The organism is Streptomyces sp. NPDC002125, from assembly GCF_053593715.1.
The window spans coordinates 186,349-213,281 of the sequence record NZ_JBSFDD010000002.1; the positions used below are offsets into that span (position 1 = coordinate 186,349).

General features: G+C 67.9%; 25 protein-coding genes. 14 read left to right on the forward strand and 11 right to left on the reverse strand.

Annotated features, from left to right (window positions below):
* The first annotated feature begins 182 nt into the window (after window positions 1–182).
* The 4 genes from ACWCQM_RS03975 to ACWCQM_RS03990 are packed head-to-tail and all read left to right on the forward strand — an operon-like array spanning window position 183 to window position 3,778.
* Window positions 183–1,109, forward strand: a complete 927-nt coding sequence (locus tag ACWCQM_RS03975) for an ABC transporter ATP-binding protein (protein WP_450913767.1) — start codon at window positions 183–185, stop codon at window positions 1,107–1,109.
* Window positions 1,106–1,918, forward strand: a complete 813-nt coding sequence (locus ACWCQM_RS03980; RefSeq protein WP_450913768.1) for an ABC transporter permease — start codon at window positions 1,106–1,108, stop codon at window positions 1,916–1,918. Before ACWCQM_RS03975 ends, ACWCQM_RS03980 begins: the two co-directional genes overlap by 4 nt.
* 31 nt (window positions 1,919–1,949) lie before the next feature.
* Entirely contained in the window at window positions 1,950–3,176 is a 1,227-nt protein-coding gene (locus ACWCQM_RS03985; protein ID WP_450913769.1) for a sensor histidine kinase, read from the forward strand.
* The gene (locus tag ACWCQM_RS03990) at window positions 3,173–3,778 is read left to right on the forward strand and encodes a response regulator transcription factor (protein ID WP_450913770.1); all 606 of its coding nucleotides are present in this window, start codon (window positions 3,173–3,175) and stop codon (window positions 3,776–3,778) included. The genes ACWCQM_RS03985 and ACWCQM_RS03990 overlap by 4 nt, the downstream gene beginning before the upstream one ends.
* A gap of 10 nt (window positions 3,779–3,788) precedes the next feature.
* On the opposite strand, the gene ACWCQM_RS03995 is transcribed toward ACWCQM_RS03990, so the two are convergent.
* Both ACWCQM_RS03995 and ACWCQM_RS04000 read right to left on the reverse strand, forming a co-directional pair.
* Window positions 3,789–4,544, reverse strand: a complete 756-nt coding sequence (locus tag ACWCQM_RS03995) for an NUDIX domain-containing protein (protein ID WP_450913771.1) — start codon at window positions 4,542–4,544, stop codon at window positions 3,789–3,791.
* Complete coding sequence (locus ACWCQM_RS04000; RefSeq protein WP_450913772.1) at window positions 4,541–4,948, reverse strand: DUF4406 domain-containing protein; 408 nt, start codon at window positions 4,946–4,948, stop codon at window positions 4,541–4,543. Before ACWCQM_RS04000 ends, ACWCQM_RS03995 begins: the two co-directional genes overlap by 4 nt.
* Before the next feature lie 50 nt (window positions 4,949–4,998).
* Here ACWCQM_RS04000 and ACWCQM_RS04005 point away from each other — a divergent pair, with 50 nt between their 5' ends.
* A complete protein-coding gene (locus ACWCQM_RS04005) occupies window positions 4,999–5,757 on the forward strand; it encodes a DeoR/GlpR family DNA-binding transcription regulator (protein ID WP_450913773.1) in 759 nt (252 codons plus the stop codon).
* Between the two features lie 15 nt (window positions 5,758–5,772).
* Here ACWCQM_RS04005 and ACWCQM_RS04010 read toward each other — a convergent pair whose 3' ends face one another.
* From ACWCQM_RS04010 to ACWCQM_RS04025, 4 genes are all read right to left on the reverse strand, one after another.
* Complete coding sequence (locus tag ACWCQM_RS04010; protein WP_450913774.1) at window positions 5,773–6,597, reverse strand: hypothetical protein; 825 nt, start codon at window positions 6,595–6,597, stop codon at window positions 5,773–5,775.
* A gap of 96 nt (window positions 6,598–6,693) precedes the next feature.
* Window positions 6,694–7,680 carry a hypothetical protein gene (locus tag ACWCQM_RS04015; RefSeq protein WP_450913775.1) on the reverse strand — a complete coding sequence of 329 codons (987 nt, stop codon included), beginning with the start codon at window positions 7,678–7,680 and terminating at the stop codon, window positions 6,694–6,696.
* Between the two features lie 218 nt (window positions 7,681–7,898).
* Window positions 7,899–8,468 (reverse strand): SMI1/KNR4 family protein, encoded by a 570-nt coding sequence (locus ACWCQM_RS04020; protein ID WP_450913776.1) that lies wholly within the window; start codon window positions 8,466–8,468, stop codon window positions 7,899–7,901.
* Window positions 8,469–8,654: 186 nt separating this feature from the next.
* Window positions 8,655–9,125 (reverse strand): ATP-binding protein, encoded by a 471-nt coding sequence (locus tag ACWCQM_RS04025; RefSeq protein WP_450913777.1) that lies wholly within the window; start codon window positions 9,123–9,125, stop codon window positions 8,655–8,657.
* A gap of 155 nt (window positions 9,126–9,280) precedes the next feature.
* Here ACWCQM_RS04025 and ACWCQM_RS04030 point away from each other — a divergent pair, with 155 nt between their 5' ends.
* The 5 genes from ACWCQM_RS04030 (at window position 9,281) to ACWCQM_RS04050 (ending at window position 14,519) form a co-directional block, all read left to right on the forward strand.
* A complete protein-coding gene (locus tag ACWCQM_RS04030; protein WP_450913778.1) occupies window positions 9,281–10,144 on the forward strand; it encodes a helix-turn-helix domain-containing protein in 864 nt (287 codons plus the stop codon).
* Window positions 10,141–10,338 (forward strand): DUF397 domain-containing protein, encoded by a 198-nt coding sequence (locus ACWCQM_RS04035; RefSeq protein WP_450913779.1) that lies wholly within the window; start codon window positions 10,141–10,143, stop codon window positions 10,336–10,338. The genes ACWCQM_RS04030 and ACWCQM_RS04035 overlap by 4 nt, the downstream gene beginning before the upstream one ends.
* Window positions 10,339–10,377: 39 nt before the next feature.
* Window positions 10,378–11,043 (forward strand): hypothetical protein, encoded by a 666-nt coding sequence (locus tag ACWCQM_RS04040; protein ID WP_450913780.1) that lies wholly within the window; start codon window positions 10,378–10,380, stop codon window positions 11,041–11,043.
* Window positions 11,044–11,254: 211 nt separating this feature from the next.
* Complete coding sequence (locus ACWCQM_RS04045) at window positions 11,255–12,133, forward strand: glycosyltransferase family 2 protein (RefSeq protein WP_450914085.1); 879 nt, start codon at window positions 11,255–11,257, stop codon at window positions 12,131–12,133.
* Window positions 12,134–12,509: 376 nt separating this feature from the next.
* Window positions 12,510–14,519 (forward strand): GmrSD restriction endonuclease domain-containing protein, encoded by a 2,010-nt coding sequence (locus ACWCQM_RS04050; RefSeq protein WP_450913781.1) that lies wholly within the window; start codon window positions 12,510–12,512, stop codon window positions 14,517–14,519.
* Window positions 14,520–14,530: 11 nt separating this feature from the next.
* Here ACWCQM_RS04050 and ACWCQM_RS04055 read toward each other — a convergent pair whose 3' ends face one another.
* From ACWCQM_RS04055 to ACWCQM_RS04065, 3 genes are read right to left on the reverse strand one after another with little or no spacing between them, the layout of a single operon-like run.
* Window positions 14,531–15,388 (reverse strand): DUF3883 domain-containing protein, encoded by an 858-nt coding sequence (locus ACWCQM_RS04055; protein ID WP_450913782.1) that lies wholly within the window; start codon window positions 15,386–15,388, stop codon window positions 14,531–14,533.
* 19 nt (window positions 15,389–15,407) lie between these two features.
* The gene (locus tag ACWCQM_RS04060; RefSeq protein WP_450913783.1) at window positions 15,408–17,231 is read right to left on the reverse strand and encodes a DEAD/DEAH box helicase; all 1,824 of its coding nucleotides are present in this window, start codon (window positions 17,229–17,231) and stop codon (window positions 15,408–15,410) included.
* Window positions 17,228–18,643, reverse strand: coding sequence for a transcriptional regulator (locus tag ACWCQM_RS04065; protein WP_450913784.1), 1,416 nt, complete (start codon window positions 18,641–18,643; stop codon window positions 17,228–17,230). Before ACWCQM_RS04065 ends, ACWCQM_RS04060 begins: the two co-directional genes overlap by 4 nt.
* A gap of 123 nt (window positions 18,644–18,766) precedes the next feature.
* Here ACWCQM_RS04065 and ACWCQM_RS04070 point away from each other — a divergent pair, with 123 nt between their 5' ends.
* Together ACWCQM_RS04070 and ACWCQM_RS04075 are read left to right on the forward strand one after the other, a co-directional pair.
* Window positions 18,767–19,456, forward strand: a complete 690-nt coding sequence (locus ACWCQM_RS04070; RefSeq protein WP_450913785.1) for a hypothetical protein — start codon at window positions 18,767–18,769, stop codon at window positions 19,454–19,456.
* A gap of 235 nt (window positions 19,457–19,691) precedes the next feature.
* Window positions 19,692–21,050 carry a DNA cytosine methyltransferase gene (locus ACWCQM_RS04075; RefSeq protein WP_450913786.1) on the forward strand — a complete coding sequence of 453 codons (1,359 nt, stop codon included), beginning with the start codon at window positions 19,692–19,694 and terminating at the stop codon, window positions 21,048–21,050.
* Window positions 21,051–21,142: 92 nt separating this feature from the next.
* Here the strand turns inward: ACWCQM_RS04075 and ACWCQM_RS04080 are convergent, their stop codons facing one another.
* The gene (locus ACWCQM_RS04080; RefSeq protein ID WP_450913787.1) at window positions 21,143–21,598 is read right to left on the reverse strand and encodes a very short patch repair endonuclease; all 456 of its coding nucleotides are present in this window, start codon (window positions 21,596–21,598) and stop codon (window positions 21,143–21,145) included.
* 107 nt (window positions 21,599–21,705) lie between these two features.
* Window positions 21,706–22,266: an SMI1/KNR4 family protein gene (locus tag ACWCQM_RS04085; protein ID WP_450913788.1), complete on the reverse strand. Its 561-nt coding sequence runs from the start codon at window positions 22,264–22,266 to the stop codon at window positions 21,706–21,708.
* Between the two features lie 662 nt (window positions 22,267–22,928).
* Here ACWCQM_RS04085 and ACWCQM_RS04090 point away from each other — a divergent pair.
* Window positions 22,929–24,209: a hypothetical protein gene (locus ACWCQM_RS04090; RefSeq protein WP_450913789.1), complete on the forward strand. Its 1,281-nt coding sequence runs from the start codon at window positions 22,929–22,931 to the stop codon at window positions 24,207–24,209.
* Window positions 24,210–24,457: 248 nt separating this feature from the next.
* Window positions 24,458–26,929, forward strand: a complete 2,472-nt coding sequence (locus ACWCQM_RS04095; protein ID WP_450913790.1) for a SpoIIE family protein phosphatase — start codon at window positions 24,458–24,460, stop codon at window positions 26,927–26,929.
* Window positions 26,930–26,933: the final 4 nt, after the last annotated feature.

A 26,933-nucleotide genomic window follows, 5' to 3' on the forward strand; every position in this document is an offset into this window, starting at 1 on the left:
TTTCTATGGGCGCACAGAACCATCCAATATACGCGCCCAAATCACCGGTCCGCAATTAAGAGCCGTCCCGTATTTCCTCGCGGACGCCGCCCGCCGGGCCGCCCCACCCGTTACAGACGTCATGTACAGCTCGTGACAGACCGCACTGCCCCCGGCCGCCGCTGGCGGGGAGGGTGGAGTACATGGACGCAGTCATCGAAACGGCCGGACTCACACGCAGCTACCAGGGCTTCGACGCCGTGCGCGGCATCGACTTCACGGTCGCCCGCGGAGAGCTCTTCGCCCTGCTGGGGACCAACGGCGCGGGCAAGACCTCCACGCTGGAGATCCTGGAGGGTCAGGCGACCCCCACCGGCGGGAGCGTCCGGGTCCTCGGCCACGACCCGTTCCGCGAGCGGGCGTCCGTGCGGCACCGCATCGGGGTGATGCTCCAGGAGGGCGGCTTCCCGACGGAGCTGACGGTCCTGGAGACCGTACGCATGTGGGCGGGCTGCACGACCGGCGCCCGGCCCGCGGACGAGGCCCTCGCGCTGACGAGCCTGACCGGCCGCCGCGATGTGAGGGTCAAGCAGCTCTCCGGCGGCGAGCGCCGCCGCCTCGATCTGGCGCTGGCCCTGCTCGGGCGGCCGGAGGTGCTCTTTCTCGACGAACCCACGACCGGCCTCGACGCCCAGTCCCGCCGGGACACCTGGGACCTGATCCGCGAACTGAAGCTCCAGGGCACGACCGTGCTGCTCACCACGCACTACCTGGAGGAGGCCGAACAGCTCGCCGACCGGCTGGCGATCATGCACCAGGGGCTGATCGCCACCACGGGGCGGGTCGCGGACGTGGTGGCCGAACGGCCCTCCCGCATCACCTTCGAGCTGCCGGAGGACCGTTTCCTCGGCGAGCTGCCGCCGCTCCCGCCGATGGGAGTGACCCGGCACGAGACCGAGGGAAGGACGGTCCGTCTGGAGACCAGGGACCTCCAGCGCACGGCCACCGAACTGCTCGTCTGGGCCCAGCGGACCGGCGTCACGCTGCACGCCCTGGACGCCCGGTCCGCATCACTGGAAGAGGCCTTCATGGAGATCGCCAAGGGCCTGGACAACGAGGAGACCCGATGACGACCACCGCTCCCGCCCGGCCCCTGACCACCACCGCGCCCCCGAGGACCCGCGCCGTGAACCGGCTGGTCGCGCTCGGCCGCGCTGAACTGACCCTGCTGATGCGCAGCAGGGCCGCGCTGTTCACCGCCCTCCTGGTGCCCGCCGTGACGGCCTTCTCCATGCGGAGCATGGTCAAGAACCTGGACCTGGGCGGCACCGGACTGTCGATCGCCACGGTCCTGCTGCCCGGTTCGCTGGGGCTGGCGCTGATCTTCTCCATCTACTCCAATCTCGTCGGCGTCTATGTCACCCGCCGTGAGAGCCTGGTGCTCAAGCGGCTGCGCTCGGGCGAGCTGCGCGACTGGGAGATCCTCGTGGGCGGGGCCCTCCCGGCCCTGCTGCTGGCACTGGTGCAGAGCGTGCTGCTGATCGGCGGCCTGACGGTCGTCCTGGACGCCCCCGCACCGGCCGCACCGCACCTGGTGGTCCTCGGGCTGCTGACCGGTGGTGCCCTGCTGGTGGCCGCCGGCGCGCTGACGGCCGCGGTCACCCGGACGGCGGAGAGCGCGCAGCTGACGTTCCTGCCGTTCTGGCTGCTGAGCATGGTCGGATCGGGAATGTTCGTACCGCGTCAGGTTTTTCCCCCCGTGGTGGAGGCCATCAGCGCCTGGCTGCCGTTCTCACCGGTGATGGACCTCCTCCAGGGCGGCTGGACCGGTGACCTCGGCGGCATGGACCAGATCCGCGCGCTGCTCGCCGTCTGCGCGTGGACGGGTGTGGCGGCGCTCGGAGTGCGGCAGTGGTTCCGGTGGAGCCCGCGCAACTGACCGGCACGGCCTCGGAACGAGAAGGCAGGGGATGTTGGGGACGACGATGAGCATCGAGGACTGGGTGGAGCGGCTGGGCGGCGAGGACGGCCCCGACCGCTACCGCCGGTACGCGCTGGGCAGCGTCGGCTTCCTCGCCTTCTCCGAGGTGTGCCTGTGGATCATCTGGCTGCTCCAGGCGAACGCGGGCGCACCCGTGCTGGCGGCCGTGGCCGTGTCGGGCGCCGTGCACGCCGCGGGCCAGTTCCTGCTGTGGCGCGCGGCCCTGAGCCACTACCTCGGCATCGGCCCACGCCCCGACGCACTCGTGGCCGGCTACATGGCCGTCACCGTGGGCATGGCCACGCTGGGATGCCTGCTGCTGGCGTACGACCGTATCGACGCCGGGGACCTGACGGCGTATCTGCTCTGGCTGCTGATGTTCTCCGCGGGACCACCCGTGCTGGCGCTGCCGCTCCGCGCGGGATCGGCCCTCATGGCGGCCGTCGTCGCCGGCTCCCTGACCGGGGCGGTCCTGGCCGGGCTGTCGGGTTCGAGCCTGGCCCTCGTCATCGGCGCCACCGTGATCATGGTGCCGTTCATGGGCGTCGCGTCCCGGGCCTCCGGCTGGAGCGTACGGCTGGTCGAGGAGCTGGGCGCCGCACGCCGGACGCAGGCGGCCCTCGCCGTCGCCGAGGAGCGCCTTCGCTTCGGCCGCGACCTCCACGACGTGCTGGGCCGCAACCTCGCGGTCGTCGCGCTGAAGGCCGAACTGGCCGCACAACTGGCCAGGCGGGGCAGGCCCGAGGCCGTCGAGAACATGGAGGAGGTGCAGCGCATCGCCCGGGAGTCGCAGCGGGAGATCCGCTCGGTGGTCCGCGGCTACCGCACGGCCGACCTGCACACCGAACTCGTCGGAGCCCGCTCGGTCCTGGACGCCGCGGGCATCGACTGCCGTATCGAGTACGGACCGGCCGACCGCCTGCCCACCGAGGTGCAGTCGGCCTTCGGCTGGGTGGTCCGCGAGGCGACGACGAACGTACTCCGCCACGCGCAGGGCGCCTCCCACTCCACGATGACCCTGCGCGCCGAGGGCGCCACCGCGGCCGTCCTGGTGATGGAGAACGACGGCGCGTCCGACACGGACCCCGGCACCGGCACCGGTCTGAGCGGGCTGAGGGAACGCCTCGCGGGACTGAACGGCACACTGACCACCGAACGGCACCCCGGCGGGATCTTCCGCCTCACCGCACGCATCCCCTGGGAGGAAGGCGCATGATCACGGTCCTGCTGGCGGACGACGAGCACCTCATCCGGGGCGCGTTCGCCTCGCTCCTCACCCTGGAGGACGACATCACCGTCGTCGCGCAGGCCGGAACGGGCGACGAAGCCCTGGCCATGGCCAGGGCGCACCACCCCGACGTCGCCGTCCTCGACCTCCAGATGCCCGGCCTCGACGGCGTGGCCGTCGCCGGCCGGCTGCGCGACACGGTGCCCGGGTGCGCCTCGATGATCGTCACCAGCCACGCCCGCGCCGGAGCCCTGAAGCGCGCGCTGAGCGTCGGGGTGCGCGGCTTCGTGCCCAAGACGGTCTCCGCGCAGCAACTGGCGGAGATCATCCGCACCGTCCACACCGGCGGGCGCTACATCGACCAGGAGCTCGCGGCCGACGCCATCGCCGCGGGCGAATCCCCCCTGACACCCCGGGAGGCGGAGCTCCTGTCGTACGCCCAGGACGGCGCACCCGTCGCCGACATCGCCACCCGCGCCTCGCTGTCCACCGGAACGGTCCGCAACCACCTCTCGTCGGCGGCGATGAAACTCGGCGCGGAGAACCGCCATGTCGCGGCCCGGATCGCCCGCGAACACGGGTGGTTGTGAGGCCGCGCTGTCAGGGCTCTGCCCGGGGCTGTCGGGGGAGCGGAAGGGCCGGCTGGGCCTGATCGAGGCGAGCCGTACGCCTTCCGGGACCGGGGCAGCCGGCCGCTGAGCCGAACGGCCCGTCCAGCGCCGCCCATTGCAGCAGCATGACGGTCTTGCCGTCCGCGATGCGGCCGTCGCGGGTCATGGCGAGGGCCTCGGCGAAGGGGAGTTCGAGGACCTCGATGTCCTCGCCGTCCTCTTCGAGCCCGCCGCCCTTCCCTGTCCTGTCGGCCGGGGTGTAGGGGGCGGCGAAGAAGTGGAGGCACTCGGTGACGGAGCCGGGGCTCATGAACGTATCGAACACATGGGTGACCGGGCCCAGCGATACGCCGAGCTCCTCCGCGCTCTCGCGCCGGATCGCGGTCTCCGGGTCGTCCGCGTCGAGCAGCCCCGCCGCCGCCTCGACGAGCATGCCGTCGGGGTGGCCGTTGACGTACGCCGGGTAGCGGAACTGACGGGTGAGCAGGACGCGGCGCCGTTCCGTGTCGTACGGCAGGATCACCGCGCCGTCGCCCCGGTCGTAGGTCTCGCGTTGCTGGGTGACCACGCGCCCGTCGCTCCGGCGGTAGTCGAAGGTGGTGCGCCGCAGCACATGCCAGCCCTGCGAGGTGAGCTCGACATCGCGGATCACGACATCGGGGTTGCGGTCGAGGCCGCGTCCGGCACGGTCCAGGCCGGTACGGCCGCGGTGGTCGGGGGCGTCGATGCCGGGGCGGGGGCTCATGCGGTCTCCTGCGGGGTGCGCAGCTCTTCCCCCGGCGCCGCGCGGAGCGGGATCTGTGAGACGTCGTCGTAGACGGGCAGGCCGCGGCGCCGGGCCGTGGCGACATCCTGGTCGGCCCCGGCCGACTCGCCGGGCAGACGGAGCACGGCATCGCAGCGCGCGAGCAGACGCTCGGCGGTCGGGTAGAGCACCTGGTCGGCCAGGGGGTCCGTGGGGCCCGCGCCTGCCGAGTGCAGGACGGGCAGCGCGATCCACTCCCCGATCACGGGGAGGTGGCCCGCGGCGAACACCGGCCAGGCGGCTGCTTCGAGGCGGGCGAGGTTGTCGGCCATGGCCTGCGGGTCGCCGTTGGTGCCGGAGCGGTAGGGCCCGGCGATGAGGATGAGCATGGGCGTGTCGTTCATGGTGCGCTACGATACATGCAGAAACGTGCAAGAACGAGAAAGAGTGCGGAATGCTGGCAGCTGAACGACGTGACCACCTGCTCGGTCTGCTCTCCCGCGAGGGCAAGATCGTGGCCAAGGACGTCGCCGCCGAGCTGGGGATCTCCGAGGACAGCGTGCGGCGCGACCTGCGCGATCTCGCGAGCGAGGGGCTGTGCCAGCGTGTCTACGGCGGCGCGCTGCCCGTATCGCCGGCCGTCGTGGACTACCGGGCCCGGAAGACAGTGGCCCCGGACGGCAAGCGCAAGGTGGCCGCGGTGGCCGCCGGGCTCGTACGGCCGGGCGGCGCACTGATCCTGGACGGCGGCACCACGGCCCTCGCCGTCGCCCACGCCCTCCCGCGCGACCTGGAGTGCACCGTGATCACGCACAGCCCGACGATCGCCGCGGCCCTGATCGAGCACCCGCGGGCGGAGGTCTTCCTGATCGGCGGCCGCATCTTCAAGCACTCGGCGGTCGCCTGCGGCGCGGCGGCGGTCGAAGCGGCCCAGAACGTCTCCGCCGACCTCTGCCTCCTCGGCGTCACCGGCGTACACCCCGAGGCGGGACTGACCACGGGCGACGCCGAGGAGGCGGCGATGAAACGCGCCCTGGCCGCGCGGGCGGCGGACACGTACGTCCTCGCCTCCTCCGAGAAGATCGGCACCGCTTCACGGTTCCGCGTACTGCCCTGGGAGGAGATCAGCGGGCTCATCACCGACGCGGACCCGCAGGACCCGGTGATCGCGCAGCTGGGGACGCGGGGCGTCGAGATCCTGCCGACGGGCTGACCGCTGCCCGGCCGTTCAGAGGCGGGCCGGTCGCAGACGCTCGATGCGGTCCGCGCCGCCGCTGAGCAGATCGCGATGACTGATGGTGAAGTCCCCGTTGGGCAGCGTCCGCCCGTCGCCGAAATGCCGGCCGACGACGGCGGCGGGGAGGAACTCGCGCAGCCGGTGACGCATGTCCCGGGGGTACTCGACGGGGACGCCCCAGTCGGAGGGGGCGTCATCGCTGGAGAACAGGACCCAGTGGTCCACGGGCACGGCGGCGTCGAGATCCGGCGCCCCACCCGTATGACTGTCCAGGGCCGGCACGGTCAACCGGTCGGGGTCCAGGGGCGGGTACCACAGCAGCAAGGGCTTGGCGCGCCGCGCGTCGGCGTTGTCGAAGCAGCACACGGCGATGGTGTGGTCAGGGAAGCGGTCGGCGTAGAAGCGCAGGAGATCCGGGTCGAGTCGAGGGCGCCGGTGCGGCGGCACCTGCCACAGCGCGGCGGGCACGGCGGTGGGGTCGTCGGCCAGGAGCACCGTGTAGACGTCGTGGTCGAAGACCTGGACCGGCCGCGATTCCGCGCCCATCCACGCGATGCCGTCATCCTCGAATGCGTCGCGTTCCACGGCGGCGACCATGCGGCGGAGGACGTCGTCGGCGCGCCTGGCGGAGAGGAAGTGCTGGGGTGTGAGCTGCTTGGTGGGGAGGTGCAGCAGCATGGCGTTCGGGCCGTCCGACAGGTTGACGGCCGTGTTCTGGTAGCCCAGGACGTGGACGAGCCCGTGCACGTGGTGGCGCAGGCGCCCGCAGTACGCGATCGTGCCGGAGAACGCGGCCTCGCCCGTCGAGATACACATGGCGGCAAGGTACAGGCCGGTCCGGCGCCACTGAGGGGCCGAGGGCGTCCAGCCGGTCCGGTGGATCGGGCCCTGGTGTGCGGGGGAACCACGTACCTAGAGGGCCCGGCTCTTCCGGGAGAGGATCCAGACGTAACGCCAGTCCCCGTTCGGGGTCGCACGAGGATGGTTCTCGACGATGTCGTCGACCGCCGCCCAGAAGGCTTCGGCTGTGGTCAGTCCCGCAGTCGTGAGGACTCGCTTCATCACCGATGCGTCCACGGCGACAAGCCGAGCGGAGGTGGACGCGACCTTCACGCCGACGATCCCGAGTGGCCTTCGCCTCGCGGCAGCGACGAACTCGGCCCGCACAGAGCTCACTTGGTCCTCGATCTCCTGGCGTAATCGTGCCAGTTCGATCTGGGACCGCTCTGCGTTGAGCGCCTCACTCAGGCCAAGGGAGTGGGTGCTCAGGAAACCGTGAAATCTTTTGTGCGCATCAAATTCATCGACGGTGATCCTGCTGAACTCCCGCAGAGAAACGCCTTCGACGACGGGCAGATCGATCTGGAGCACCGGCCGAACCAGCGGGCTCTCCGAGGGGCGGGACTCCGAGGGATCGATCAGCTGTCCTCCTCGCACGAGGTAGTCGGCTGCGGAGACCTGGGACATCGGCTTGCGTTCGCCCTGGGTGGATGTGTCCGATTGCCACTTATGTGACGAAGTGGATTCTCTGCGGATGGAGTAGCGGGGAAGGTACCAGCAGAGCCCTTCCTCGATCAGTTGTTCGGCTTTGATGATCCACATTCCGAGCGTGGCCGGATTCGGGCAGTGAATCCCGTAATGGACGGTGTAGTTGTCACTCCCTTCGGCCTGCAGTGTGTCGTGGTTGGTGTGGACGATGCTGTCTTCCCTCTTGCCGAGGTGACGGTAGGGCGTTTCTGTTCCGTGGGAAAGCAGGAAGCTCTTGGAGATCAGAGTGGCGTGCTTCGTGAGACGGCCGAATGCACTGCTCGCGTCTGTGAGCCCCACATCGCATCGCTTGCGCCTGAATTGTTTCTCGCCCCGGACTCCGGGGCGACCGAACGTGCTGGTCGTGAACATGAGCCGTGCGTACGCTTCGGCGGCAGCCGTTGGATCCCGGCGGCTTCCGGCAGGGAAGTCCCTGAAGATCTTTCGCATCTGCCGTGCGACATCCCGGTCCCCGATCGCCTGCGTGCGCCGCCACATCCCGACAGTGTCCGGGACGGTCAGCCGCATACTCAATACCTGTGGATGACCGAGCGTTTCAGCGTTCTCTCCAGGTAGGGCGGGCGAGGGTGTCACAACCAGAGGAATCGCCCGTCGACGATCTTGCAGACCGGATAGTCGCCATCTGCGATCTTCGTCAGCTTCTCCGCTACGGAGTCGAAATAGTGAGCCAGTGATGCGTACTCGCCCGTGATCGTGATGTCACCCACGAACCATCTTCCGACACGTCCGTCCCGCGCGTCGATGAACTTTCCCATCCAGCCGTCCTGGTCCGACAGGAAGGGGATCCACTCATTGCGCCAGAAGGGATTGTCCGGCTGGTCCGGCGGGTCGAATCCACCGGGCCTGGAGCGGTTCGTATAGAGGCGCTCCATCGCCCGGATGCCCAGATAGAAGCTGCCCTCGTCGGGGAACCCGTCGTAGCCGCAACACTGCACATCCTCGTCCACCTCTTCCTCAGGAAGATCCAGATTGTTCTGCAGCAGCCACGCCCGCAGATCCTGAGGGAGGGGGATGCCCATCCGTTCCTCGGCGGTGGCGAGCATCTGTTCCGTAGCGGGCCCAGGCAGATCCGCGTGTTCGGCCGGTACGTGCTGCTCAAGCAGACTCATCACACGGGACCAGCTCTCCACGACACTCATTCCCTCTGCCCTCTCTGTGCGGATGGCTCATGCGGATGCCCCATGCGACTGTGCCACTGCGGGGGTACCGCTCGAAGCGTCGATTCCGAAAGCCGCATCCCCGAAGCGGAAGGCCAACTTGGGCACGTCGACCGGAATACCTCGCGGGGGATGGTACTCAGAGCAAGCCTCCGAACTTCCCCCGGGCTACGGGGCGGAGGGGCCGACGCCCGCATCAGCCTCTCCGCCGGCCAGTGCGTACTCCGCCCAGACGGTCTTCCCCGGGCCGACTCGGTCGCGTACGCCCCACCGGGTGGCGAGGGCGTCGACCAGGACCAACCCGCGGCCTTGCTCATCGTCCGCCGCCCGTGCGACGCGGGCCGGACTGGCCGGGTGCGTGTCGGACGCCTCGATGCGGACGACCCGGCGTTCGTCGTCGTACGTGAGAAGCAGGGCGAAGTCCCGGCCTGGGACACGCCCGTGCAGCACGGCGTTGGCGGCGAGTTCGGCGACGACGATCGCGACCGCGTCGTGGTCGTCGGTTCCGGCAGGGCACCCCCACTCGACGAGCTGGAGTCCGGCGAGCAGCCGCGCGAGCCGTGCTCCGCGCCGGGTGGCGGAGAAGCGCTGGGCGAACACGCGGAGGGAGGCGGGCGATTGGGTGTGAGGGGCTGGCATGGCCCCAGCCTGCGGGGACGCCAGGGGCGGGCGGCAGGCACGGCACCCATACAGATCGACTTGTACTGGTGCACGCGCTGGACTGGGAGCGTCACTTTGCGTAACTATGGCTACGGCCCCGCGAGTGGGCCCGGCACAGGGAGAGACGGGCGCGCATGGTGACGGACAACGGCGGTGCCAGGGGCGGCAGCGGGGGAGGCTGCGGCGAGCCGGAGCTGTCCGACAGCCTCAAGACGTTCGGGGCCGTGCTCAAGGCACTGCGGGACGAAGCCTGCCTGACGCAGGAGCAGTTCGCGCCCCGCGTGCAGTACTCGGCGGCGTACATCGCCAAGATCGAGCAGGGCAAACGCTTCCCGCCCAGAGACCTGCTGGACCGCTCGGAGGAGGTGCTGGGGGCGACGGCGGCACGGGTGCTGACCGCAGCGGCGAGGAGCCTGACGCGGAAGGTGGGGCTGGCGTCGTGGTTCTTGCAGTGGGCGGCGATCGAGGAGGACGCGGTCTCGCTGTACGCGTACGAGTCCAGCGTGATTCCGGGGCTGCTGCAACCCGAGCCGTACATCCGCGCACTGTTCGACCGCCGCCTGCCGCCCCTCGCGGAGGAGCAGTTCGAGTATCAGGTCACCGCCCGGCTGGAGCGACAGCGTCTTCTGGTGGAGCGACCGAACACCACGTTCAGCTTCGTCATCGAGCAGGCACTCGTGGAACGGCGCATGGGCGGCAACGACGTCACGCGTACGCTCATCGACCACCTGCTCACGACAGGCCGACTCCGGAACGTGGAGATCCAGGCGATGCCGCTGATCCAGGAGGATCACTCAGGCTTCGAGGGCCCGCTTTCTCTTGCCGAGACCACCCGGAACCAGTGGGTGGGGTACGTCGAAGCCCACGACAGCAGCATGCTGATCACCGACCCAAAAGCCGCAAGCGCGATGCTTCAGCGCTATGGCAAGATGCGCTCGCAGGCTCTGAGCCATCAAGCCACCACGAGTCTGCTGGAGCAGATGCGAGGAGCGCTATGAGCACCACCGAACTTGCTTGGTTCAAGAGCAGCTACAGCGGTGGCGGCGGCGGCAACTGCGTCGAGATCGCGGTACGCGCCGAGGCTGTGCTGGTACGGGACTCGAAGGACACGCAGAGGCAGGCACTGATGGTCTCGCCAGACGCCTGGTCCGCATTCACGGTGCTCGCTGCGGACGCTGGTCTGCGCCGCTGAGGCGACGATGAGTCACAGGCGGCTGCCAGACTGCACGTCATGAGCGATGACGCGTTCGAGTGCATACAGGACGACGCCGACTGGGGCTTCTACCTGGAGATGGTCCAGGGCGCGAGCATCGCCGAACTCGCGGCGATGCTGGGGGCTGACCCCGCCCTGGGAGTCATGTCGTCCGATGTGTTCAACGCCGCATTGCACCGGACCAGCAACGTCCCCGATTACGCGAGGCTGGGCGAGTACGCCGGCTGGGCGTTCGCCTTGCGCGCGGGGGGCGACGGCTTCTACGCGCAACGCCCCGAACCCTTGAGGCATCTGTGGGACGGACGCACGTGGTTGGTCGTCCAGGACACCACGATGGACCCGCCGACCGCGGACGTCATCGTGGACGGGAAGCTGGACTGGAGCTACTACGAGGGCGAGGTGCACGAGTCGATCCGCGCGGACCACCCGCTCACTCAGCGGATGATCGCCGAGATCGCCCTCGGCACCGCCGACCCGGACCCCGACTTCCCCGACGACCCGGACGAGTGGGGCCTGCACATCCCCGACATCCGTGACGTCTACCGCCTGATGGGCGAGCACTACGGTCTTCGCCTTCCCCGAGGCACGCTCGCCAGCACCGACCTGGCCGGCGTGTTCACTTCCCCACGCACGTACGCCAGTGGAGAGCCGAACACCCGGTACCAGAACATCAACGTGTCTTAACCGCGAGGGCTGGGCAGGACCAGGCACCACGTTGGAACGCTGAGCTGAGAGCAATGCAAGTGCTTGGGTCGGTGCCTGATACAGCGTTGGGTGAAAAGCTCCGTCACGCGGCCTGGGGAGCCGGTGTGGTCATGACGGTCTCGTATTCGTCGGGGTGCGGGCGGCTAGCATCACGGTCTTGGGCTGGGCCGACGAGCTGGTGGGGTGTGTGGTGACGCGTCCGCGTGTGGGTGTGGCTGTGCTGACGATGGGCAACCGGCCCGCTGAGCTGCTGGCACTGCTGGAATCGGTCGCCAAACAGGACGAGAGCGCGGTGCGCGTCGTGGTGGTCGGCAACGGGGCAGGCTCGTTGCCGGTGCTGCCCGGCGGGGTGGACGGGGTGGAGCTTGCCGCCAACCAGGGGGTGTCCGGAGGGCGCAACGTCGCCTGGGAGCGGCTGCGGGAGTGTGGTGACGTGGACGTCCTGGTCGACCTCGATGACGACGGACTGCTGGTCGACACCGACGTCATCCGACGGATCGCGGACCTGTACGAAGCCGACCCGGGCCTGGGCATCGTGTCGTTTCGGATCGCGGACGAGCGGGGACAGACGCAACGCCGTCATGTGCCGCGGCTGCGGGCCGGGAACCCGATGCGGGGCGGGAAGGTCACCACCTTCCTCGGCGGCGGACACGGGCTGTCCATGCGGATGCTGGAGGAGACCGGCGGGTGGCCGGAGGAGTTCTTCTTCACGCACGAGGAGACCGACCTGGCCTGGCGTGCGCTCGACGCCGGGTGGACGGTCCACTACGAGCCGACGCTGCTGTTGCAGCACCCGAAGACCAGCCCGGCACGGCACGCGGTGTACTACCGGATGACCGCCCGCAACCGAGTCTGGCTGGCGAAACGCCATCTTCCCGCCCCTCTCATCCCGCTCTATCTCGGGGTGTGGACCGTCCTCACCCTGGCCCGCACCCGGTCGATGTCCGGGTTGCGAGCGTGGGCGGCAGGGTTCACCGAGGGGGTGCGCAGCCCGTGCGGAGCGCGGCGGCCGATGCGCTGGGCAACGGTGTGGCGCATGGCCCGTCTTGGCCGCCCGCCGGTCATCTGACAGGCCGTTCTTCGGCTGGTCCGAGCAGCAGCGAGGAACCCTGGTGGAGACTGTGGCTGAGCTCCTCTGCGATCGACGCACAGACAGGTCGGGCTCTGCTCGCCGCCCCCCGCCCCGACCAGGCCGAGCCCTATCGCGTCGGCCGCAAGGCGGACGACGACGCAGGCTACCCACATGACCGGATGCTCTTCGCCAGCGAACTAGCCGACGCGCGCGCGTGCAGACCGGCGACGTCAACGGAGCAGTCGTGGACTTCTGCGGCTCATGGGCAGTAACCCATGTGCCTCGTCTACCGTATTGATCAGCGCAGTCGCGATTGCGCTGACGTAGGCATAGTTCGGCCTGGGTGAGATCAGCAGGGGCAGGGGCATCAGGTATGGCGGTTGAACGCACGAACCGGGACATCAAATCACTCATCGGCCAGATAGCCGGTGGGGAGATCATGCTTCCGGAGATTCAGCGGGGCTACGTCTGGCGAGCGTCGCAGGTGGCGAAACTTGTGGAGTCGATGTACCTCGGGTACCCGGCCGGGACGCTTTTGCTGTGGAAGACGGATGAGGGAGCCGAAACCAGGGCGGCAGCGATCGGATCCGGACAAGGGCTCCCGAGCGTAATGCCGCTGTATCTACTTGACGGTCAGCAGCGACTCACGTCGCTATACCGTGTCTTCACCGATCATCCGACCGCGCAGATCGTCTTCAACATCGAGACAGAGGCGTTCCAGAACCAAAGCAACGCCACGCTCAGAAGCCCGAAGTGGGTCAAGGTTTACGATGCGGTCGGCCCGCACGCCGACTCGTTCACACTGCAGACGCAACTTCGTTCGGCTGGACTGTCCATTGACGGGGCGGAGATCGGGCGCCGACTCAAGGCCCTTGAGGCGATCTCTCAGCGGGACTTCCACATGGAGATCCTTCACGGTTTCAGCTACGAGGAGGTCACCCAGATCTTCGTGAGGGTCAACAGTGGGGGCCGTCCTCTGAAGACCACTGATCTTGCGATGGCCACGCTTTCGGCCCGTTCGCCCGGTTTCCTAGGGGAACTTGAGAAGGAGACGGCGCGGTGGGCTGAGCGTGGTTACCGGGCTATCGATGTCAACTTCCTCATCAAGGCGATCACGCTCAGCCTGTCCATCTCGGGGAAGAGGACTTCCTCGGTTTCCCGGCTGACTACGGCCGGCCCGGAATCCGTTGCGGAAGGCTGGGAGCGTGTGCGTCGCGGACTTGAGCGCGTTGTTCCCCTCCTCTGCGAGCAGCTGCTCGTCCCGACCACCGCTCTCATTCCTTCTGTCTCAGCCCTGCACCCGCTGATCGTGTTCTATGGTCGACTGCCTGCGGATGCTCGCGTGGATGCTGAAGTAGAGAAGGGCCTGCTCTATTGGTTCCTGGCCGCGAGCGGAAGCAATCGCTACGGCGGGGCGACGGACAGCGCCCTGACGCAGGACGTGAACGCCCTTGACTCCGAGGACCCAGTCCGTTCACTGCTGGCCAACCTGCGGTTGGACGAGAAGGGCTACAGCGTCAGTGCCCGCGATCTGTCGGGACGCAACATCCAGAGTCCGTACATCATGCTTTCCTACTTGGCGGCAGCCCACTCGGGAGCGGAGGATTGGTGGGCCGGAGGCCCGATCTCCATCACGGCTGAAGGAACGGACAAGCTCCAGTACAGCACTCTGCATCCAGCGGCGCAGTTGCGGAATCACCGCAACGGGTATTCGTCCGCAGAGATCAACGAACTGGCAAACATCGTGTTCGTCTCGCAGCAGACAGCGAAGAACATGATCGGAAACCGTTCCCCTGCCGCCTACATCAGGGACGTGCAGTCTTACGACCTGGCGGCGCACGCAGTCCCAACCGATCCTCAAGTTCTCGAAGCAGACGGGTTCCGTGAATTTCTCGTCGCCCGCCGTGCTCTTCTTGCTGAGCGGATCGCCGCTCTCCTTGAGCGTTTTCGCCCGTCCTTCGTTGATGCGGGAGATTCCTTGGATTTGCGATCCGAGAGGCCTCGCAGGTCTCTTACGCTCACCGGCTACGCTGCGGGTAGCCACACCCTTCTGCTCGCTGAGGCTCAGACAGGAGCACATCATTGGGGCGGACGGATCGATACAGCTGAGCTTGATGCCGCGCTGGACGCTGCTGCCAGCGGCCTTGACAGTGACGTCACCGTTGCTGGCGAGACTGCACCGTTGAAGGTCGATGAGGATGGCGTGACGCTGCAGGTCGGCCCCTTCAAGCTTCGCGGTACCGCAGAGCAGTGGCGGGTCGCATTGCGCGACGCCTTTTCGGATGCTCTGCCCATGGCCGACTGTCCTGAGGCTGAGTCGCTAGTCTGGGCTGGTGACCCTGAGGAGTTCCTCCTGGCGGACATCGGAAGTCAGCGGGTGTAAGCCTGCTTGTCTCAGGGGTGGGAGTGCGGATGCCGTTCGGTGCTCCCGCCCTCCGCCAGCTTGTGGCCGGGCGCGAGCAGCGTGGGCGCCCCCGCGTTGAGCAACGGGCCTAGACGGGGTATGCCAGGTATCAACTGCCCTGGTGGAACGTCGAGACGGCATGCCTCCCAGCGTCCGAAAGCGCCTCTGTCGTGGGGTATTTGAGCGCCAATCCACTCTGCGGCGATAGATGAGACCGCGACGGGGTCAAGGCTTCGGTCGAGTTGTACGGTCACGAGCTGCCAGGTCCGGTCGCGGCACATTGTCTCGTATTCGTGCCGGGACAGATAGAACGTCGCCCGGCCGCGCCGCACTGTGCTCTTCACCTCGATGTGCAGCGGGTGCTGCCGGGCGTGCACGGCGATGTCGTACCCAAAGCCATCCGAGTAGGCAGCAACATGCTCGACTCTGGCTGCGGTGGCTTCGGTGATGAGTTTAACGAGTGCCAGCTCTCCGGCGTTGCCGATATGAGCCCGAGCCTGAATATCTACCTTGCCCCACACGGCAATTATCTGCTCATATGCGTCGCTCTCTGCGAGACCCAGTGCCTCTGCGGCCCGCAGGGCATCCTCCGGCAACTCGTCCGGGCCGCCTACGAGGACATCTGCATCAGGCAGCCACGCGACCCCGCTGGTTTCAATGGCGGCACGAAAGACGCGTTCGCTCACCGAGGTACGGCTATCCAGCTCTTCGAGCAGGCTGTTTTCGAGCAGCCACGAGTACGCCGCTTCGTACTGGGTGGGCGTTACGTCGCTGAAGTCGGCGTGATTGGTAAATAGCGCGCGACACCGTGTGGAGCTGGAGGACGGCAGCCGTTCCAGCCACCGCACGGCTGCGCGTAGGACGGGGTCAGGAGGAACGGGCACGGAGGTGACCCATCAGTGCCTGGAGGTCGCCCTGGTCCAGACCGCCTCCAACAGCAGGTTCTTCGTCAAGGTCCGCGAGCTCCCGGACGGCAGGGTCATCAAGAATGTGCCCCATAAAGAGGAGCTTGTCACTCAGTCGCTGGTCCACAACCTCGTCAATGCTGCCCTCGGAGGCGAGCACAGTGATACGCGTCTCGGTGTCAGGCGCGAGGCCGAGGCGATGGATTCGGTCGAGGCTCTGCAGGAAGCGCCCCGCAGCGAAATCGCGATCGACGTACACCGCGTCGTGGCAGTCATGGTGCAAGCTGATGCCTTCCCCGAGCGTTGCCGGATTGGATAGCAGCACCATGCAATCTGGGTCCTTCCGGAAACGCTCGATCTCCGCTTCTCGTTCCTGCGTGCCCCCATGGACCATCGCGGGGCGGAACTCCCCAAGGATCCTTTCCAGGGTGTTCAGGCTGCGGATGAAGGTAGACCACACAAGTGTTTTCCGGCCCTTAGTCGCGTTCTCAGCGACGATGGCCAAGACTTCGCGGTATTTCGGCGACATCTCGTAACTCGGCAGATCCCGCATAAGTGCGAAGAGTGGGCTCCCAGTGGGAACAGTCAAGGGCGGGACCTGGTATGTCAGCGGTTCGTAGCGAGTCGTGCCGACCGCTAGCAGGGCGGGGCTCGTGGCTGCCATCAACATATAGACGATGATCTTGCCAAGGGCTTGGAAATCGGCTTCTGCCCCCGCTGCCCGGTCGGAGAAGCGGCCAATCAGGGCTTCGTACACCTCTTGGTGCAGTGGAGGCATCGGCAGGGTCCGGAGGGTCGTCTTCACTGGCGGCAGGCCCAGCTCGCCCTTGGTTGTACGAGTGAACAGGGGGCGCAAGACCTGGCTCGCCTTAGCCAAGTCGCCGCCCGCGACGGCCTGCGTCACCTTCTGTCGACCGTGTCCGGGCCACACAAAGCCGAAGAGATTCTCGATGTCTTTGACGCCGTTCGGTGCTGGGGTTCCGGTCAAGATCAACCGATGGCGCGCGCGTGGCCCAAGTGCGAGGCAAGCCGTTCCGTACGTCCCCTCGGCACCAAGCTTCATTCGGTGGGCCTCATCCAGAAGAATCATGGAGGGGCGGGCTGTGAGCCATTGCCCGAGTTCATCGACCGAGGCGCTGAGGCGCTCATAGTTCACCATGAGTACGTCGGCTGCCGGGTCGACGTTTCGGGACAGGATCTCCATCCGGAGCGGCTCATCAAGACATTGCTCATGCTCGTACTGCCAAGACTCATAACACGACTTGGGGCCGACGATCAGCAGCCGTTCGATGCCCTTCGTGTGGCGCAGCGCCTGAAACACCGCGAGCCCGACTCGTGTCTTTCCCGCGCCGGGCACAGAGAAGTTTGCGCCGTGGCGCAGGGAGAGCAGTTTGGCAATATCCCGGCGCTGGAATGCCGTGAGATTGGCTGTCCATCCGGGGCCGAGAAGTCCGTCCACCTCCTCTTCCCGCACTTCCCGCGTCCCGGCAGACGCTGGGTCCAGTCGGTCGGCCACCGTTTGCGCATCAACGGCGGAGTCAGTTGCGAGGGCTGCCAGCTGGCCGTCCCAAGAGACGCTTGATGGCTCGGGCCACGTTGTCAGGGCGACGAGGTTGGTGAGTAGATCGTCAATATCGACGTCTACGCTCCCAGGGGAGCGCTGGACGCCGCTTCGGAAGCGCAGGGCGAGACGACGCAGATTCGCCTCATGTCCCGCGCCGGCCCGCAACCTTGCTTTCGTCACACTGTCCCCGAAACCGACCTCTAGGCTCGGTGCAGCCGTCATCGGCCCTCCCGCGTGGCGTTGAGAAGCCACTCGACGCCATCACCCGGCGTACTGAAGGTGCGGGCCGCTTGCTTGGAGAGGCGCGCGAGGCTTGCCCGGAGCGTGAGGAGAGCGTCATCGAAGGCATCTTCGTCCAGCGCACGCTTCATCTTCGCCTCGGCGAACTCCACCGCACACTGGTTCACGTAGTCAGCAGCATCCGTCAGGCGTTCGGGAACTGCGATCTTTCGCTTCTGAAGTTGTGCGTTCTGGCCGGCCATCTTCACTGCTACGTCGAACGTGTTCCGCGCCGACTTGATCTTGGCATCCGCCTGCGCGACCTCTGCGGGAGTGAGCTTGTCGCCAGCGAGAGTCGCCGCCTTGGCTTGCAGCAAGATGTCGGTGAGAGCACGGGTGGTCTTGACTGCGGCCGTAGCGTCCGGGACAGCGACGCCCGGCAGCCCTGGGATAGCAACAGTGGAGGACTCCTGCGTGTCTGGACGTAGACCGTCCGGAAGCCGTTCGTCGAGGTAGCGGGTGTGGAAGTCGGCCTCAGCGAGCCGGACCGAGGTCTTCGGGTAGTTCAGCACCACCATCGCGAGCCGAGACTCCTTCAGCTGCTCCGCGGCGTCGGGATCCGTCTTTGCCAGCTTCGTGTAGTCGCGTTGCAGCTCACGAAGCTTCTCTTGGTGATCCTCGAAGTCCACCAGTCGCAGCCCGATGTTGCTGGCCGCGTTCTTGCTGCGCCCGATTGCGTCGTTGACCAGCTGATAGACCCAGCGGTCTTGATGGAGCGTCGTCGTCTTTATGTTGAAGTCCCGTGCCACGTCTTCCACGCGGCGCCCGTTGGCCAGCTCCTCCTCGATCGCGATGAGGCGATTGATGTATGAGTACTCACGACGCTTGTCCCGCCGTAGCTGGAGCGCGAGCTCAACGCTGTTGATGTCCCGCCGGGAGGTGTCCGCCGGGAGCACGCCCACACGGATGTCCTTGATACCGAGCTTGCGAAGGGCAGCACAGCGAGTGTTTCCGTCGACAAGGATGCCGTCGGGGCTCACGATGCCAGGCTCTTTTTGCCCGAAATCATCAAGTTCGTCCTGAAGGGCGATGAAGTCAGGGTCAGTTTGGTTCGGGTTTGACGGGCTACGGCTGAGCAGGTGGCTGAGATAGTCCTGCGCGGCTTCGCTCCATGGCTGCTCCTCCAGGATCCGGTTGCGGTCGGGATCAAGCATTCGCTGCGCGCGGATGCGATGGGTGTCCGGGTTGAAGTAGAGGAGGTCTACAGGCATGGAGATCACGCTCAGGTGCTTCTGCTCTCCACGCCAGTCGACTGTGATCTTGGCGCCGTTATCGGCCATGGCCTGCCTGAGTCGCTCCTCGACCATGGACCGGATCCGCTCGCCCTCGGGCGGGACACCGAATTTCACAGCCACTGCCAAAACCTCCTCGGTAACGGGGTCGCACTCGCTCCCCTGGAATGATGACAGGAGTCGCTGACAATCAGGCTGCTGATCAGCCAAACTTGGGCCTCTGAGTGTCAGGAGAACGGAGCAGAGGTGACCCTTCCCGCGTGGAATGACCCAGAGTTGAAGTTCGGAACCATGATCAGGGGTGCGCTGTGGCTCGTTCAGGAGATCGGCGAGGGTGAGACCTTCACCAAGGAGCGGCTCCGCGATGCATTCCCCCATGTATCGCAGGCTGACCGGCGCATCCGCGACCTCCGTGCCTTCGGATGGGTCATCCACACAAACACGGAAGACGCCACGCTGATGGCTGAAGACCAACGCTTCGTGAAGGCAGGGGTGCCGGTGTGGGACCCGGCTTCCCGTCGGGCCGCCACGTCACAGAAGGCGGCCAGCGCCAAGCAGGTGCAGGCCGTGCTCGCTCGTGATGGCTACATGTGCACCGTGTGTGGTATCGGCGGGGCGGAACCGTACCTCGATGACTCCAACCAGACTGGAGTGCTGTCGGTCACTCGGCGAAACACCGTCTTCCCTGATGGTCGGGAGGATGTGCTCATGGTTACGGAATGTAAGCGTTGTCGTGCGGGTTTCGACGGGCAAAGCTCCCATGCCGACGAGGTCGTCGCGGAGATCGAGAACCTGGATGCGGCCGACCGGCGGAGGCTCGCGCGCTGGGTGGAGCGAGGTCGCCGGGGCTCTACACCCCTTGAGCGGGCTTGGAACGCTTACCGGCGCCTGCCTGAGGACGCTAGAGGTGAAGTCCGCCAGGCGCTGGGCGCCTGATCACACGGAGGCGCCAGGGGTGACGGCCCTCGGTGAGGGCCTTGGCGGGGCGCGCCACGTAAACTGCCACCCTTGTCCGGCTCGCAGTTGTCAACGGCCGGTGCCGCGCCCTCACCTGCGTCTCTGGTGCTGTCGCGGTGCCTGGCTGCCGGGCGCCTGTTTGTTCACTAAGGCGGATGCAGATGCTCCGTCGCTTCCACGCTGGATTGCCTGGCGTGCCTGGAGGGAGATCGCTATGTCGGCCATCGAGCCAGGAAAGCCGCTTGAGGTCGTCGAGATCTGCGCAGGCGCGGGCGGTCAGTCGCTCGGGTTGGAACGGGCGGGGTTTCGTCACCGGCTGGCCGTTGAGCTGGATTCGCACGCGGCCGAGACCCTGCGCCGCAATCTCGTGGAGTTCCTTGGGTACACCGAGGAAGAGGCTGATAATTCCGTCAAGGTTGGCGATGTTGCAGATCCGAACATCTGGAACCCGGCCATTGACGCGGCGAACCTCGACCTCCTCGCGGGAGGCGTTCCTTGCCCGCCCTTCAGTATTGCGGGGAAGCAGCTGGGCTCCAGCGATGAGCGTGACTTGTTTGCGTGGGCCATTGAGCTCTGCGGAAAGGTGCAGCCGAAGGCGCTGCTTTTGGAGAATGTGCGCGGGCTGAGTGCTAACCGTTTTGCTGGTTACCGACAGCACGTCCTCGACAGGCTCAAGGAGCACGGGTACATCGCGGAGTGGCAGCTTCTCCAGGCGGATGACTTTGGCGTGTCTCAATTGCGGCCACGCTTTGTCCTTGTTGCTCTCCAGCGGGAGTTCGCCCCGTACTTCGAGTGGCCGGAGCGACGTCCAGGCAGCGCTAAGTCAGTAGGAGAGCTCTTGGTGGACCTTATGGGGGCGAATGGTTGGGAAGGGGCTCAAGAATGGGCCGATGCGGCCACTGGAATCGCCCCCACCATCGTCGGCGGGTCCAAGAAGCATGGGGGTGCCGATCTTGGGCCCACGCGTGCCAAGCGTGCCTGGGCAGAGAAGGGGGTCGACGCGATGGGTGTCGCCGACGATGCCCCGCTGCCTGCAGGGCCGCCTGTGATCGAGGGGGCGCCGCGCCCGAAGCTGACCACGGCCATGGTTGCCCGTATCCAGGGGTGGCAAGACGCGGGCGGCGCAGGTGACGGCGGGGAGTCTGACTTCCGCTGGAGGTTCCACGGCCGCAAGACCAGTGTGTACCGCCAGATTGGCAACGCCTTCCCGCCGCCTGTCGCCAAGGCGCTTGGCGTCTCGATCAAGAACGCGTTGAATAAGGTCGGAACGCCCCGTGATCTTGTCGAGACCGCCGATGTCGTTACTGACCCCGTATACAAGCTACTTCGCAGTAGCGCGAGGGCTCTGACGGTTGAGCAAATCATGGCCAAGCTAAACGCGCTGGGAAATGCCATGGATCAGCCGGGCGTCGAGCGCCACCTCAATCATTTGAAGCGTGATTTCGAGATCACTACGGTGACGCGCTCCACTGGGGTTCCTGCCTATAGTATTGGCGAGTTCAAGGCGTTTGTGGGGCAGGATGACCACCAGCGTCACGACCTTTTCAACCAGCATCGCTCTAAGATTAGCTGACCAATCCGCCCGCCCTATCGAATTGTGGGCCGGTAGGGCCCGGATGTTCACCTCTTGGAGGAGGAGCGGCAGGTCCTGAATCTGAAGGGAGGTTAGTGCTCCCCGGTAAATATGGCGGTGTCGAGAACTGTGATGATTCGTTCTGCAGCCTTCCCAGGTGCTTCGTGTTCCCACACGCGGACAACGGTCCAGCCCGCCGCTCTGAGAGCCTCGTCGGCAGCACGATCGCGAACGACATTGCGCTGCAGCTTCGGCCCCCAGTAACCGTCGTTGACGCTGGGTTGCCGACCATGGTCGGGGCAGCAGTGCCAGAAACAGCCATCTACGAAAACGGCGACTCGCGCTCGTGTGAAGACGATGTCCGGCCGGGGGCACGCGTTCTCCAGTTGCAGGCGGACATCGACGCGGTAGCGCTTCCCTGCGGCGTGGAGCAAGGACCGGATCGCACGCTCTGGCTTGGTGTCCCGGCGCTTGATCGCAGCCATATTGCGCGAGCGGGCGGGGGTCGGCGGCGTCGCTGCAGGGTCGCTAGGACTGGAAGGCGTCACTCTTACACCGTAGCCAACGAGCTAGATCCCCTTCCTCTGGAGCACGCGTGAAGAAGGCATGCTTCTCACACGAACGCGCCGCTCTCCCGGAGTGATGGCCGCCGGACTCACCGGCACAGCCCCCAGATGTCCTCCTTGAACGTGGGGAACTCCGCCCGGGTCTCCGTGACGATCTCCCTCGCCGTCCGGCGCGGGGTCGTCGCGTGGTGTTCTGCGAGGCGGGTCAGGGTCTCGTCGGGGGCGGAGGTGAGGTCCTCGTCGTCCAGTGCCGCCTCCATCGGGCCGAAGCCGTCGGCCAGGACCCAGAGGAAGTCGGAGAGGTTGCCCGCCACCACGCCGCACTCGCCCTCCGAGCCGAGGAAGACGATCGGCTGGTCGGCGAGGGGGCAGTCGGGGCGGGTGTGCCAGATCATGGCCTGGCCGCCCGTGCCGTCCTGGCCGAAGGGGAGGTAGGCGGCGCCGTCCGCCTCCTTGTTGCCCGTCCAGCTCCGGAACAGGGCTGCGGTCGACTCGCGGGACGTGAAATCCGTGTACGGCTCGAAGTCGACGCGGTAGTTCCCCTCGTCCGCGTCCTCGCCCGTCTCGTCGTGACCGTAGTAGAAGTCCACCTTCGCCACGTCCGTCAGTGCTGCGGGGAAGGTGCGGTCGGCGTCGGCTGTCGTGTTCATGGGCGCAGGCTATGCGGAACCGCCGACAGCGCCGACGGTTCGCGAGGCGTCAGAACAGCTGTTGCAGCCACCACACTCCCGCGCCGGCCAGTGCGCTGCCTGCCGCGTACGCCGAACCCCTGACCAGTGCGAACAGTGCGGTTCGGGCCAGTCGGGAGCGTAGCCGTGTTGCCTTCGGGGTAGCCATCAGTGCCTCCGAGGAGTGTGGGGTGGGGCGTGCCGTGCTCTGACCCCTTGATGACACCAGCCCCGTATTTGATGCCCAATGGGGCAACGGGGAGCGGGAGTTGGTGCTCCCCAAGTAGCAACAAAGGCAGAGGGGGAGGACGGGCATGGGGACGCCGATGGGTGGTCCGGGAGCGGGGCCGCCGGATCTACCTCCGCCGGAGCGGCCCTCGGTGCCGTACGAGCCCTCGGAGCTCGACCCGTTGGACGGCCTCCTGGTCGACTTCGAGCCGTGTCCGGGGGCGCCGGGGGAGCCGGTAGGTCCTCCCGATCCCCCAGGACCAGAGGGGCCGGAGGGACCCGAGGTGTCAGGGGTGCCGGGCGGTCCGAAGGGTCCTGGCGGCCCCAGCGGGCGGGATGGCCCCGACGGTCCGGATGGCCCCGACTGGCCGGACGGCGGGCGTCGGCTCGGGCGGCCTCTCGCCAGGCCGGAGAAGGTGAAGTTCGGTAAGGGGAAGGAACGGGTCTATCAGCTCAAGTGCCGTGTCTTCGAGCTCCTGGGGGATCTGAACCGCGCCGACGTCGCCCGTAGGCTGCGATGCAGTCCGACCAGCCTCAGCCACTACGTCACGTCCGCCAAGTGGTGGCCGCGGAAGAGCTTCGACGAGTTGGTCGCCGTCGCCGTGGACATGCGCGGGAGCGTGGACGACGAGCTTCTGGGACAGCTGGAGGTGGAGTTCTCCGCAGCCGAGCAGATGATCACCCCGACCGTCCACGAGACCGGCCGCCTGCGGGCCGAGATCCAGCGGTACGTGACGCTGGTGGAGGACCTGCGGCAGGAACGCGACGATCTCCTGCGCCGCCAGTCCGCCGAAGCCGAAGCCGACGCGGACTCCGACGACGAGCCGGCCGTGCTGAGGCAGCGCATCAGCGAGCTGGAGGACGAGCTGCGCGAGGCGCAGCGGCAGATCGGCCGGCTGAAGCGGCAGCTGGCGGCGCTGGAGCGCAGGGCGGCCGCGTCCGGAGACTCCGCCTCGGTGCTGGAAGCGGCGCGGTACGCGGCCGACGAGGTGGCTCGTATCGCTGATCCGGCCGAGCGGAGGGAATGGGCCCTGGACGCGGTGTTCGAGCTCGGCCCCCGGGACGGAGCCGAGGAGTTCATCGGCCATCTGCGGGCCCGGGGACATGACGACGACGCCGAGGCGGCGCTCGACAGTGTCGTCCGGGGCTGGCCGGTGGCGCGTGTCGCCGAGTTCCTCATGGTGCTGGACGAACGGGCCGGCGCGGATGCGGCGGGCGAGAGGGCCGGCACCGACGGCCCCGGTATGCGCGCCCTGCTCTCCGCCGCGTACCGGCGGAGCACCGCGTCCGAACTGCGCTCGGCCGTCGTGGGGTCCCTGGGCTTCGCCGCCTTCGCCGGAGTCGTCCACGCGCTCCACGCCCGTGAGGCGGCAGCGCTCGCGAACGGGCTGGTGGCCCGGCGGGCGGCGGTGAGCACGGTCGGGGTGATGGCGTGCGACGCCGACAGCTTGCATCAGCACGCCCTCGGCTACCTGGGTCAGGCACTGAGGCGTCCGCCCCAGGACATCGCCGACCTGGTGGTGGCCCTGCGGGACAGTGCCCAGGACCAGCGGGCGGACGTGCTGCTGGACACCGCGGGCGGGTTGCTGCCGGACGGCTCCTACCAGCAGCTGAAGGATCTGTTGTCGGCCGCCGGCCGGATTCACGACCTGCGTTCCCTGCGGAGCGGGCACGAGGGAGTCGCCGACCAGGACTGACCGCGTGCCCGCGTCCGGGCATGACGGGCCCGGCTTCCGGCCGTCCGTGCCCGGGCGTGACACGGAACGCCATGCCCGGCCATCCCTCCGTGCCGCGCGACACGGATCGCCGCGCCCGGACACCCGGCTCCCGCCCTCCGCTCCGGTAGCGGGCGGAGGGCTGGGGGCCGATGCTGATCGGGTACGTGTCGACGTGTACGGAGGTTCGGTCCCCGGGCCCCCGTGAGGGGGCCGAAGGAGCTGGGTTCATGGGTGATGCGCCCCTGATGGTCGTGGACGCCGTCGGCGTGGTCACCGGGTGGAGCCGGGATGCCGAGAAGCGCTTCGGGGTAGCCACCGCCGACGCTCTGGGCCTGCACGTCATGGACGTACTGGCACGCGACAGCCTGCGCGGCAGTGACAGCGGCGGCGAGGGCGGCGGCGAGGGTGGCGGCGACGGCTGGGACGCTGAGGGCGGCAAGGACCCCGAGGGCGGCGGCGACGGCGAGGACGCCGCGGACGGCAGGGGCGGTGAAGGCGGCAAGGACCCCGAGGGCCGTGGCCCGGCCGAGGGGTTCCGGCTGCAGCCGGTCGACGGCGGGGGCTGGGGCATCTGGGCGGCCGACGGGGGCGACGGGGCCGGTGGCGAGGTCGACGTCCTGGGAGCGGCGCTGCTCGACGTGATGTTCACGCAGGGACACGTACGCGTCCACGTGCTCGACCCGGAGCTCCGTCTCCTGCGGATCAGCGAACCCTCCGCCGACCCGGACTCGGACGAGACGAAGCGGCTGCGCGGACGGCCCTTCCGCGAGGTGTGCCTCTTCGAGGAGCCGGAGCGGGTGGAGGCCTACGTCCAAGAGGTCCTGCGCACCGGTGTGCCCGGCGTCGGGCGTACGTTCCTGGCCGGTGCCGAGGGCGCGCCCGGCGGCCGGCGCGCCCTGTCCGTGACGGCGTTCCGGCTCCAGGAGCGCCACGGGACACGGCAGGGCGCCCGCGGCAGGGTCCTGGGCGTCTCCGTGACCGTCGCGGACGTCACCGACCGCATGCGGCGCCAGATCCGGGACCAGGCGCTCACCGCCGTACGCGACAGTGTGGGCCGGACCCTGGACGTCGAGGCCACCTGCCGGGACCTGGTGGACGCGCTGGTCCCGAGGTACGCGGACATCGGTGTCGTCGAGATCGTGGACGCCGTACTGCGCGGGGAGCCCCCGGAGCCCGGGCCGCTCGGCCGGGACGTGCCGCTGCGGCGTGCCGCGTACGCGGGCCTCGACGAGCCGGCGTACCCGCTCGCGGATGTACGGGCGGTGCCGCCCGGGACCCCGTTCCAGCGGGCCCTCTCCGACCTGCGGGTGCGCGTCGTCCCGGTGGATGACGTCACCTGGGGGGAGGCCGACCCCCTGCGGGTGCGCGCCATGCGCGGCGACCGCGCCCACACGCTCCTGCTGGCCCCGCTGACGCTCCGCGGAGCGGCTCTCGGCCTGATCAGCCTCTACCGGTGCGGAGACTCCGAACCCTTCACCGAGGAGGATGTCCCGGTGGCCGCCGCGATCGCGTCCAGGACCGCCCTCGGTATCGACAACGCCCGCCGCTACATCCACGAGTACGCGCTCGCCAGCACGCTCCAGCGCAGGCTGCTGCCCCAGCGCCCGGCGATCCAGCCCGCCGTCGAGACGGACCATCTGCTGCTCCCCGGCGGCTCGGGCAGCTGGTTCGACACGATCGCCCTCTCCGGGGCGCGCACGGCCCTCGTCATCGGGGAGGTCGATGAGCGCGGCATCCACGCGGCCACCACCATGGGCCAGTTGCGTACGGTCGTCCACGCCCTGGCCGCGCTGGACCTGGAACCGGACGAACTGCTCGCACGGCTCTACGACACCGCGGCGCGGCTCGCGCAGGAACGCGCCGAGCTGCCGCCGAGCGACCCGCTGCACCATGAGAAACTGGCCGCGACCTGCGCGTACGCCATCTACGATCCGTTCACCGAGACCTGCACCGTGGCCTCCGCAGGCCACCCCCCACCGCTCGTCATCGCCCCGGACGGCACCGCGTCCGTGGCCGATGTGCCCCAGGGGCCGTCCCTGGGCACGGTGGACCGGGAGCCCGTCGCCGCGGCCACCTTCCCGCTCAGGGAGGGCAGCCTGATCGCGCTCCACAGCAACGCGCTGCGCGGCTACGCGGATCCGGCGTCGGGCGTGCTGAGCGAGGCGCTCTCCTCGCCGGGCCGGCCACTGCGGGACCTGTGCGACGCGGTGGCCTACGCGCTGCCCGACGACACCGGCCTGTGGGGAGCCACCCTGCTCGTGGCCAGGACCCGCGCGATGCCCCGGGACCGGTACGCCGCGTGGGAGCTGCCCCACGACAAGACCGCCCCGGCGACCGCGCGCCGCCTCACGTCCAAGACGCTGGCCGACTGGCACCTCGACGGTGACACCGGTGACGCGACCGAACTGATCGTCAGCGAACTCGTGACCAACGCCGTGCGCTACGGCAGTCCCCCGGTCGAGCTGCGCCTCATCCTCGACCGGGGGCTGACCTGCGAGATCCGGGACGGCAGCACCACCGCCCCGTACATGAAGTACGCCGGGGCGGTCGACGAGGGCGGGCGAGGGCTGTTCATCATCTCCCAGCTCGCCTCGCTCTGGGGCACCCGTTACGCCGCCGAGGGCAAGACCGTCTGGTCGGAGCAGACGATCCCCGAGGAGGCCCCGTCCGGAGACGAGAGCATCCCCGAGGACGGGTGAGCCC